This window comes from Lactobacillus helveticus DSM 20075 = CGMCC 1.1877, assembly GCF_000160855.1.
Taxonomy (GTDB): domain Bacteria; phylum Bacillota; class Bacilli; order Lactobacillales; family Lactobacillaceae; genus Lactobacillus; species Lactobacillus helveticus.
In genome coordinates this window covers 58,970-67,472 of record NZ_GG700756.1, presented here as the reverse complement: position 1 = coordinate 67,472, position 8,503 = coordinate 58,970, and the positions used below count along the sequence as shown (strand labels likewise).

11 protein-coding genes are annotated in these 8,503 nt (G+C 35.4%); 8 read left to right on the top strand and 3 right to left on the bottom strand.

All coding sequences use genetic code 11. The annotated features are described in order from the left end of the window. Nucleotides 1–381, top strand: a 381-nt coding sequence (locus HMPREF0518_RS06895; RefSeq protein WP_003627387.1) for a DUF4931 family protein, incomplete at its 5' end; no start/stop codon positions are given. Between the two features lie 31 nt (nucleotides 382–412). Here HMPREF0518_RS06895 and HMPREF0518_RS06890 read toward each other — a convergent pair. Further along, nucleotides 413–1,057, bottom strand: a complete 645-nt coding sequence (locus HMPREF0518_RS06890; RefSeq protein ID WP_003627386.1) for a hypothetical protein — start codon at nucleotides 1,055–1,057, stop codon at nucleotides 413–415. Nucleotides 1,058–1,115: 58 nt separating this feature from the next. On the opposite strand from HMPREF0518_RS06890, the gene yaaA reads away from it, so the two are divergent. Continuing rightward, nucleotides 1,116–1,877, top strand: coding sequence for a peroxide stress protein YaaA (yaaA, locus tag HMPREF0518_RS06885; protein WP_003627385.1), 762 nt, complete (start codon nucleotides 1,116–1,118; stop codon nucleotides 1,875–1,877). On the opposite strand, the gene HMPREF0518_RS06880 is transcribed toward yaaA, so the two are convergent. Next, the gene (locus tag HMPREF0518_RS06880; protein WP_023192881.1) at nucleotides 1,874–2,629 is read right to left on the bottom strand and encodes an alpha/beta hydrolase; all 756 of its coding nucleotides are present in this window, start codon (nucleotides 2,627–2,629) and stop codon (nucleotides 1,874–1,876) included. The two genes, yaaA and HMPREF0518_RS06880, sit on opposite strands and share 4 nt — an antisense overlap. A gap of 143 nt (nucleotides 2,630–2,772) precedes the next feature. Between HMPREF0518_RS06880 and HMPREF0518_RS06875 the strand changes: the two genes are divergently transcribed. The 4 genes from HMPREF0518_RS06875 to HMPREF0518_RS06860 all read left to right on the top strand — a co-directional run bounded on the left by HMPREF0518_RS06875 (nucleotide 2,773) and on the right by HMPREF0518_RS06860 (nucleotide 5,748). Then, complete coding sequence (locus tag HMPREF0518_RS06875; RefSeq protein WP_020828959.1) at nucleotides 2,773–3,372, top strand: histidine phosphatase family protein; 600 nt, start codon at nucleotides 2,773–2,775, stop codon at nucleotides 3,370–3,372. Between the two features lie 110 nt (nucleotides 3,373–3,482). Next, nucleotides 3,483–4,010 carry a TetR/AcrR family transcriptional regulator gene (locus HMPREF0518_RS06870; protein WP_035518295.1) on the top strand — a complete coding sequence of 176 codons (528 nt, stop codon included), beginning with the start codon at nucleotides 3,483–3,485 and terminating at the stop codon, nucleotides 4,008–4,010. Next, nucleotides 4,011–5,072 carry an FtsX-like permease family protein gene (locus tag HMPREF0518_RS06865; RefSeq protein ID WP_003627381.1) on the top strand — a complete coding sequence of 354 codons (1,062 nt, stop codon included), beginning with the start codon at nucleotides 4,011–4,013 and terminating at the stop codon, nucleotides 5,070–5,072. A gap of 1 nt (nucleotide 5,073) precedes the next feature. After that, nucleotides 5,074–5,748: an ABC transporter ATP-binding protein gene (locus HMPREF0518_RS06860; protein ID WP_003630234.1), complete on the top strand. Its 675-nt coding sequence runs from the start codon at nucleotides 5,074–5,076 to the stop codon at nucleotides 5,746–5,748. A 44-nt stretch (nucleotides 5,749–5,792) separates the two neighbouring features. Here HMPREF0518_RS06860 and HMPREF0518_RS06855 read toward each other — a convergent pair whose 3' ends face one another. Further along, a complete protein-coding gene (locus HMPREF0518_RS06855) occupies nucleotides 5,793–7,205 on the bottom strand; it encodes a C69 family dipeptidase (RefSeq protein WP_003627379.1) in 1,413 nt (470 codons plus the stop codon). Between the two features lie 101 nt (nucleotides 7,206–7,306). On the opposite strand from HMPREF0518_RS06855, the gene HMPREF0518_RS06850 reads away from it, so the two are divergent. Beyond that, nucleotides 7,307–7,549, top strand: coding sequence for a hypothetical protein (locus tag HMPREF0518_RS06850; RefSeq protein WP_003627377.1), 243 nt, complete (start codon nucleotides 7,307–7,309; stop codon nucleotides 7,547–7,549). Nucleotides 7,550–7,675: 126 nt separating this feature from the next. Continuing rightward, the gene (locus HMPREF0518_RS06845; RefSeq protein ID WP_003627375.1) at nucleotides 7,676–8,299 is read left to right on the top strand and encodes a TetR/AcrR family transcriptional regulator; all 624 of its coding nucleotides are present in this window, start codon (nucleotides 7,676–7,678) and stop codon (nucleotides 8,297–8,299) included. Nucleotides 8,300–8,503 lie beyond the last annotated feature (204 nt).

Genomic DNA, 8,503 nt, shown 5'->3' with positions numbered 1-8,503 from the left:
ATTCACCCTAATAATTTTGAAGGCGAAACGCTTTTTGATGAAAATGGGGTAGAGGTCAATATTGCTGAACATCCAGTGCAAGGATATACGGAATTGAATATCAACCTTTTGAATAAAGATAGCATTGATTTGTGGGCTGATTGGATTCAAAGCGTTGCAAAATATTTGCTTAATATCATGTATAACGGCAGATGTGATTCGTATAATTTATTTTTCTATCCTCGTGAAGATGGCGGCATTTGTGCTAAGTATATTACCCGTTTTGAGGCACCAGCATATTTTGTAGGCTATAAATTATCTCAGGTAAATGATGAGATCACTTTGGACAAAGAAGCGCATCGCTTTAGAGAGTTTTATGATAATGGATCAAAGATTGACTAAAAAAACCTTCTCGCAATGAGAAGGTTTTTCGTTAGAATTCAGTATGAATAATGTCATCTTCTGGACGATGTGCTTGGATACGCAAGACTTGCCAAGCTAAGTCACTTTCTGGTTCAGTGAGATTGATAGTTAATTTACTATCTTTAAAAGCAAAATCTAGGTCGGCTCTGTGATCGATCCATTCAACGCGGTTAGGTTCTTGAGTTAAACCAGATACCACGATTTTTTCAGGAAGTGGGCGCTTTACAAAAACATATTTTTGGTAATCTGCATGCCGATTTTCTAAAATAAAACCATTGTCTGTTTCAAGATTGCTGTGTTTACCTTCATTTAAGGCATGACCAAATAAGTGCATCCAAGAGTTAATGGTATCAAGCAATTTTTGAGTAGCATCATCAAATTTGCCATCGGTTACAGGGATGTTAATGATAGTATTTTTACCATTTTGGCGGTTATTGACGATTGTATCAATTACATCATCACCGTTTAAATCGATGCCATCTGCTTCGTCAGCTAGAAAAATGGTATATTTACTGCAGGCTTTTTCAAAATCATCTTTTTGAGCATTGGTCATGACAGCACGTGCACCAATGTTTCTAGCAGTTTTAACTAAAAAGTCTGCATCCGCATTTCCGTTAATTTTAAAATTTAAGACAATTGCAAAATCAGGATTCATCGTTTTTCCTCCTTATTAATTACTAGTTAAGTTTAACCTAAAGAAGTGAAATCTAAAAATGAAAATTATTATTGCACCCGCAAAAATTATGAAAATTGATTGCGATTCTTTTCCAGTTCAGTCTAAGCCTGAATTTTTAGACAAGACTAGGATTCTAGAAGAATTCCTAAAATCTCGTTCTGAAGACCAACTAATTGAGTTATGGCATGCCAGTAAAAAAGTAACAGAGCAAAGCATTGAGCAACTGAAAAATATAAATTTAGATAAGCGGTTAACTCCAGCAATTTTGGCTTTTTCAGGCATTCAATACCAATATATGGCACCGGATTTGTTTACTCAGCCAGCGCTTGATTATATTCAAAAAAATCTGCGCATTTTATCTGGCTTTTACGGGATGCTTAGACCTTTTGATGGTGTTTGCCCATATCGTTTAGAACTCAATACCAAAATGAAGGGCTTTATTGATTATAGCTTGTATCATTTTTGGAATGATCAAATTGCTGAAAGTCTGTTTAAAGAAGATGATACAGTCATTAATTTGGCTTCTAAGCAATATATGCGCTTGGTCAAACCTTATTTAAACGAAAATCGAAAAATGATCACCATCGATTTTCAAGAATTAAAAAATGATCAATGGAAAACCGTAGGTGTTCATGCCAAGATGGCACGTGGTGAAATGGTGCGTTTTATTGCCGAAAATCAAATAAAAAATCCCGCAGAATTGCGAGATTTTCATGATTTTGAATTTCAATATTCACCTGAAGCTAGTTCTCTCGACCATTATGTCTTTAGAACTCATTTTGATTTTAAACGTCATTAAAATGCAGGTTTTAAAAATTGCGCAGTTAAATCGGCTGCCATGTCTTTGTACCCACCACTGAATCTATGATCAGCATTTGGGATCATATGCAGTTCACCGTTTTCGTAAACTTCATCGTATTTCTTGGCGTATTTTGGATCAACAACTTGGTCATTAGTACCGGCGATTACAGAAACTGGTCTAGTGAAACGTTGTGATATTTCATAAATTGGTAAAACTTGTGCGGTTCTTAAATAAAAGCCACCAACCTTCATCCCTAATTTATTGCCCACGAGTGGTACGACATCAGGAATATGATTTGGATCATAAGTTGCGCCCTGAGTATTGCCTCTTAATGCGTCGTCTTTTAATTGAGCAGCAGGAGCTAAAAGTACAACTTTTTTAACAACGTCAGGATAAAGACCTGCAAGCATTGATGCCACTACGCCACCTTGATAATGTCCCACTAAGAAGATGTCTCGAACGTGTGGATCAGTATGTACATAGTCTAAAATTGCTTTACCATCGGCGATCTCATTGCAGACAGTCATGTCTTCAAATTTACCGTCGCTTTCGCCATGCCCATTAAAATCAAAACGAACACTGGCAACATTTTCATCGCGTAAATCATCAGCAATTTGTCTTAATAAATCTGTATTTCTATTAGCAGTGAAACCATGCATAATAATTGCCATGTCATAGATTTCACCAAATGGTTCTTCACGGTCACCTACTAGGGTTAAACCGTCTCTTTCAATCGTAATGCGGGACATAAACATTCTTCTTTCTAAATTGGTCTACTATTATTGTAAACTTTTTCAGGCAGAATATAGTAGAAAAGAAATTAAGAAATTGGAAAGATTGTGCGATTACGCGTAAAATTGATTCGTTAATTAAATCATGCGAGGTATTAATGATGGAAATAGTTTTTATTCGTCATGGTCAAACAGATGTTAATAAGGATAATCGTCTTCAAGGTGCACATGTTGATGCAGAATTGAATGATTACGGCCGCGCTTATGCTAAAAAAGCTGCAGCTAACTTTGATGAAAATAAGTTTGACGTAGTATATTCCAGTCCAATGAAACGAGCAGTAGAGACTGCTAAGATTTTTACTAAGGGAAAGAAAAAGATTAATCTTGATGATCGCCTGCTTGAATTTGATTTTGGCGACTGGGATGGCAAGAAGATGGATGATATTGTTAAGGAATATCCAGATGTTGTTGATCCTTGGGGAAAGATCAATCGTGACTATATTAAATATGCCAAAAATGGTGAAAGCTACGAAGATTTTGATAAGCGATGCGGTGACTTTTTAGATGAAATGTACCAAAAGTATCCTGATAAAAAGGTGTTAGTAGTAGCTCACGGCCGCTTGATTCGAATAATAGCTGCTCACTACTTAACTAATGGCGACATGGATAAAATTGATACGATGAATAACTGTGCTTTAGCAAAATTTAGCGTTAAGAAGAAGATTGCACGAATGATCTTCTACAATCGGCTACTTGCTTAATGAAAAGCGAGCAGCTTTTTTCATGTGTGTGTATTGACAATGCGTCACAAAAGAATAATATAGTAATTGATTAGTGACGAAACGGCAGTGTGTTGAAAGAGAGGATAAAAATGGTTAAAGCAACATTTAAAAATTTACCTTCCGCTAAACGCCAACGAATCGAAAAGGTTTTGTTAGAAGAGTTTAGTAACTATCCTTTAGCAGATGCTAAGGTTTCCCATATAGTAAAAAAAGCAGATATTGCACGTGGTGCATTTTATAAGTATTTTGATGATTTAACAGATGCTTATGTCTACATGTATAACATCGCAATTGAAAATATTCATGCTAATATGAGTCCCGATGAGAAATTTGATCCAGATCATTTTTATGATCGAATTGTTAAGTTCATTGATAAAACTCAAAATAGCAAATATGAACGCATGATGAAATTGCACATGTCACAAAATGAATATCTCATCCCGGATAATTTCAAAATTTATTCAAGACAATTATTGAATATGAGTCCTGAATTGTGGAGTGCAATGGTTTTAAGTCATGAAGTAATTAATCTTTGTTTGTCAGACCCAGAAAGTCAAGAGAAAAACTTGGCTCGTTACAAGAAGAGCTTATACATGATTGCAAGGGGGATGGAATAATTGTTTTTAGCACTAAAAGAAATTAAACATGAAAAGTTGCGCTATGGCTTAATCATTTTAATGATCTTTTTAATCAGTTATTTGATTTTTATGTTGTCATCACTGGCTGTAGGTTTGGCGAGTGAAAACACACAAGTAATCAATAGTTGGGGGGCTAAGAAAGTTGTCCTAAATAAAAATGCTAATATTAGTTTGAGTAAGTCTATTTTGACTAAAAAAGACTTAAAAGATGATGAGATTGGTAAAAATGAAGCATATATCGGTCAAGTGGCGGTTGTAGTTAAGTCTAAAAAACGGCCATCTGTTTCTGCGCAATTTTTAGGAATTAAAAAAGATCAGTTTGTTTATAAAGATCAGGACTTGGTAGCCGGTAAGCGAGGAAAAGGTAAAACAGAAATTACCGTAGATTCAAGCTTAAGAGATAAAGGCTATCGTTTAGGCGATAAAATCAGCTTAAACGGTTCAGCCAGAAAGTATAAGCTCGTGGGCTTTGTTAATAACGCCAAGATCAACATCGCTCCAATTATTTATGGCTCCTTTGCCACCTGGAGAAAGTTACGGATGGTAGCGCCAAATGTGGCCGCTGCAGCAATCGTTTCGAAAAATGCTAATTATAAATACAACTATAAAGATGCAAAAACGTATCCGATTGCTACATTTATTAATAAATTGCCAGGCTATACTGCACAGAATATGACTTTCGAATTAATGATAGGTTTCTTATTTGTCATTTCTCTAATTATCATTGCGGTATTCCTATATATTTTAACCATGCAAAAAATGCATAATTTGGCTGTAATGAGAGTACAAGGAATTCCAAGTAAAACCTTGGTTGCTGCGACAGTTAGTCAATCAATTATTTTAGTAGTTGTGGGCGTAGTGATTGCTCTAATATTGATGTGGATTACAGCTGCTGTTTTGCCAGCTGCCGTCCCAATGAGCTTTACCCCAGCCATTATGGTTGCTGGTACGTTAGGGATGCTTGTAATGGGCATTATTGGTAGTTTGATTCCGATTAGATCTATTTTGAAGGTTGATCCTGCAAAGGCAATTGGTGAATAAAATGGCAGTAATTGAGTTGAAAAATGTAGAAAAAATTTACGGTAAAGGCGATGCTCGAGTTGAAGCGTTAAAGGATATCAATTTTGAAGCCGATAAAAGCGAATTGGTTTTAATTATGGGACCGTCCGGTGCAGGTAAAAGTACTTTTTTAACGATTGCTGGATCGCTGCAAAAACCAACTTCAGGCCAAGTTATCGTTAATGGGGAAGATATCAGCAAGTTTTCTGATAAAAAAAGAAACAACTTACGTTTAAATGAAATTGGTTTTATTTTACAAGCTTATAATTTAGTTCCATATCTGACTGTTCATGATCAATTTGTTTTGGTTGATAAAGTTAAAAAAGAAGGTAATTTGTCCAAAGAAGATTTAGACAAATTGCTCAAAGATTTGGGGATTACTAAATTAGTTAAAAAATATCCTAATGAATTGTCAGGCGGTCAGCAACAGCGTGTGGCAATTGCACGTGCACTTTATGCTAATCCTGCAATTTTGCTGGCTGATGAGCCTACGGCATCTCTTGATACGCAAAACGTAGAAGAGGTTGGCAAGTTGTTTAAGAAACTTGCTAAAGAACGTGAAAAAGCAATTTTGATTGTCACCCACGATCCTCGTCTTGAAAAATATGCGGATCATATTTATGAGATGATGGATGGAAAAATGAGTCAAAAGAAATAAAAAATACCTAGTTCAAACTAATGAACTAGGCTTTTTAATTTGAATTATAAGTTAGGATCCATCTTAAAACGAAGTGGTGAGTCTGCAGTTTGTTTGGTAATTAATTTAGCAGATAGTTCCTTGAAAATATCAGTGGCAGTTTTAGCCATCTTTTCATTAGCTTCGTTAACTAAGTCGATCTTCTTTGCTGGGTCAGTTTCTTTAGCTAATTTTTGATCATATTCGTAACGCAGACGAGTAGTTTTTTCTCTAGCATCGTCCTGGGCATAGCCTAAATCTGTTCCATATTTGTTCCAGTCGCGATCAGCTAGAGTGCCTGCCAGTTTAAATACCCAGTAGGCAGAATTGGTGCTGTAAGTTTCCTTGCCATATTTGTACATGGTAGGGACTTTAGTTCCTTGCGGATAAAATGGAACATAAACGCTTTGTGCAGCTACACCCATTGCTAGCCAATGAATCATATTTTCATCGTTTAATTCTAACAAGTGAGATTCTTGGGTAGTAGCAACAGAAATAGGTCTGAATGTCGCATTATTTTTGTTCTTCGGATTAGTCAAATCATAAGGCGTATTTTGGTAATGATTGCTCAATACGGCTTGTGCATCTTGAATAGAGATTGGCTTATCTGGTTTTCTAATAAATGGTAAATCAAAATCTTGCGGCTTTTGTTCAACAGATGGTGTTAACAATTTTTGTCCAATCCAAACACGTGGGGTGTTGTAATGCAAGTCGCTATCATCGTGCGTGCCAAAGATTTCGCGCCAGTTAAAGACTGCATCTTTAGGCCATAATTGATTTTGGTAGACAAAGTCTTTTAAATTCTTTGAATACATAAAATCATTGCCGTCAAAGACGACTGCTTGAATGGCTAATTGATTGGCAACAACTGCATAAGAATCATCTGGAATTCTTTGGGCTACCCATTGATGACCCGAACCGATTTCCATATACCATGCTTCGTTGGGATCACTGAATAAAATACCATCTGCTTCAGCAGCACCATGTTTTTCAACAATTTCACCTAAACGCTGTACACCTTCACGGGCAGTTTTAATATATGGCAAAACAACGGTTACCATTGCCTCTTCTAAGATGCCTTTTTCTGTATCAAAAGGATCTACTGCTAATACACGTTCATTAGCATAGGCACTTTCTGTAGCACTCATTGCTACGTGGTGTTCATTAATTCCATCTTCTTCAAAGACGCCGTACTTATCTGTCCATTCTGGCGTTGATGAATATGAAAATATAGTCTCTGGTAAGTCCATTTCAAATTTGTTATTTTTTGATTTGAAATAGTTATTTTTTAGATTGTCTTGATGTGGATTGAATGCTAGATGCTTAGGCCAAGCAGTTTTTGCATCTTCATTTCGTCCGATGATCACGCTTCCTGTTAAGGAAGCTTTCTTACCAATAAGAATAGAAGTACATGATGAACGTCCAATTACATTATTCATAAAAAATCACGCTTTCTAAATCGCATTTGTAACATAATTATAATGTAATTGTATTAATTTTTATATTATATTTAAAATATGTAAAAAAAGGGGGGCTGGGCATGGCTGAAGGACCAGAAAATAAATCAATTGAGTTAACGACAGATTATGCAGATCAAACTATTAATATGAAATTTTCTGATAATCTGACAGATGATCGTGAGCGAGGCTACATTCTTTCTGCAGCATTCTTTTCATTCTGTGCTGCACAAGGGTTAGATAAAAAAGCAGTTATTGAAATGGTATCCTCACATTATGATCAATTTACCGGAGATAACGGTTCATCGCTATTTAAGCGACTATAAAAAAGTGATAAAAATGCAATGTTTACACTTACATTTGTTATTTATTGGATATATGATGTACATGAAGATAAAAATAACAAGCATATTGAAAAGTACATGTTTAACAAATGATTGAGGTGCATTAAAATGGCAAGAAAAAAAGAAATAAGCAAAGACAAGATTTTAGATACTGCTTATAGGATGGCTATTAAAGGCGGAATTGAAGGCTTAACAGCTCGTAGTATTGCGAAGGCAGGACACTTCTCAACTCAACCTTTATATCTAGAATTCGATAATATGGGAGATCTTCGTAATCAAGTATTGAAGAGAATTTCTTCAGATTTAAGAACTCACACTTTGCACCAAAAGTTCACTGGTGAGCCTTTAATTGACTTGGATTTATCATACATTGATTTTGCACAAAAGCATGTTAACTTGTTTCGTGCAATGTTCGTTGATGGTAAGTTCGGCAGCAAGATTATTGCTGATACTTTGATGGATCTTGGAATTGAAAAGTTTAATGAACAATATCCTGACACTGGATATGATAAAGACAAGATTAATAACATTGTGATTGCTAACTGGATTTCAACTACTGGTATGGCTGCATTGGTTGTAAATGAAATTGCAAGTTTCAACCAAAACCAAATCATTAATGTTTTGAATGCTCAAATCCATGATGCTATGCTTAACGATCGTCTTAGCGAAACAGAAGAGAATCCAGTGTTTGCTGCAGATGACGAAGCATCTCTTAAGGATAACTTAGCATAATATTTCATCAATCATCTGTGCTTTTTTAATCTGAAAAGACACCTTACAATAGTGAGGTGTCTTTTCAGATTACTAAGTGTATAATTTTTTGCGGTAAGTTGAATAATTAATTAAAAAAGCTCAAGTCCTTTGAATTTGGACTTGAGCTCAAACAAAAAGACCAGTAGTCTGATGTTAAGAACAAAAAATACATTAGAAGCTAGT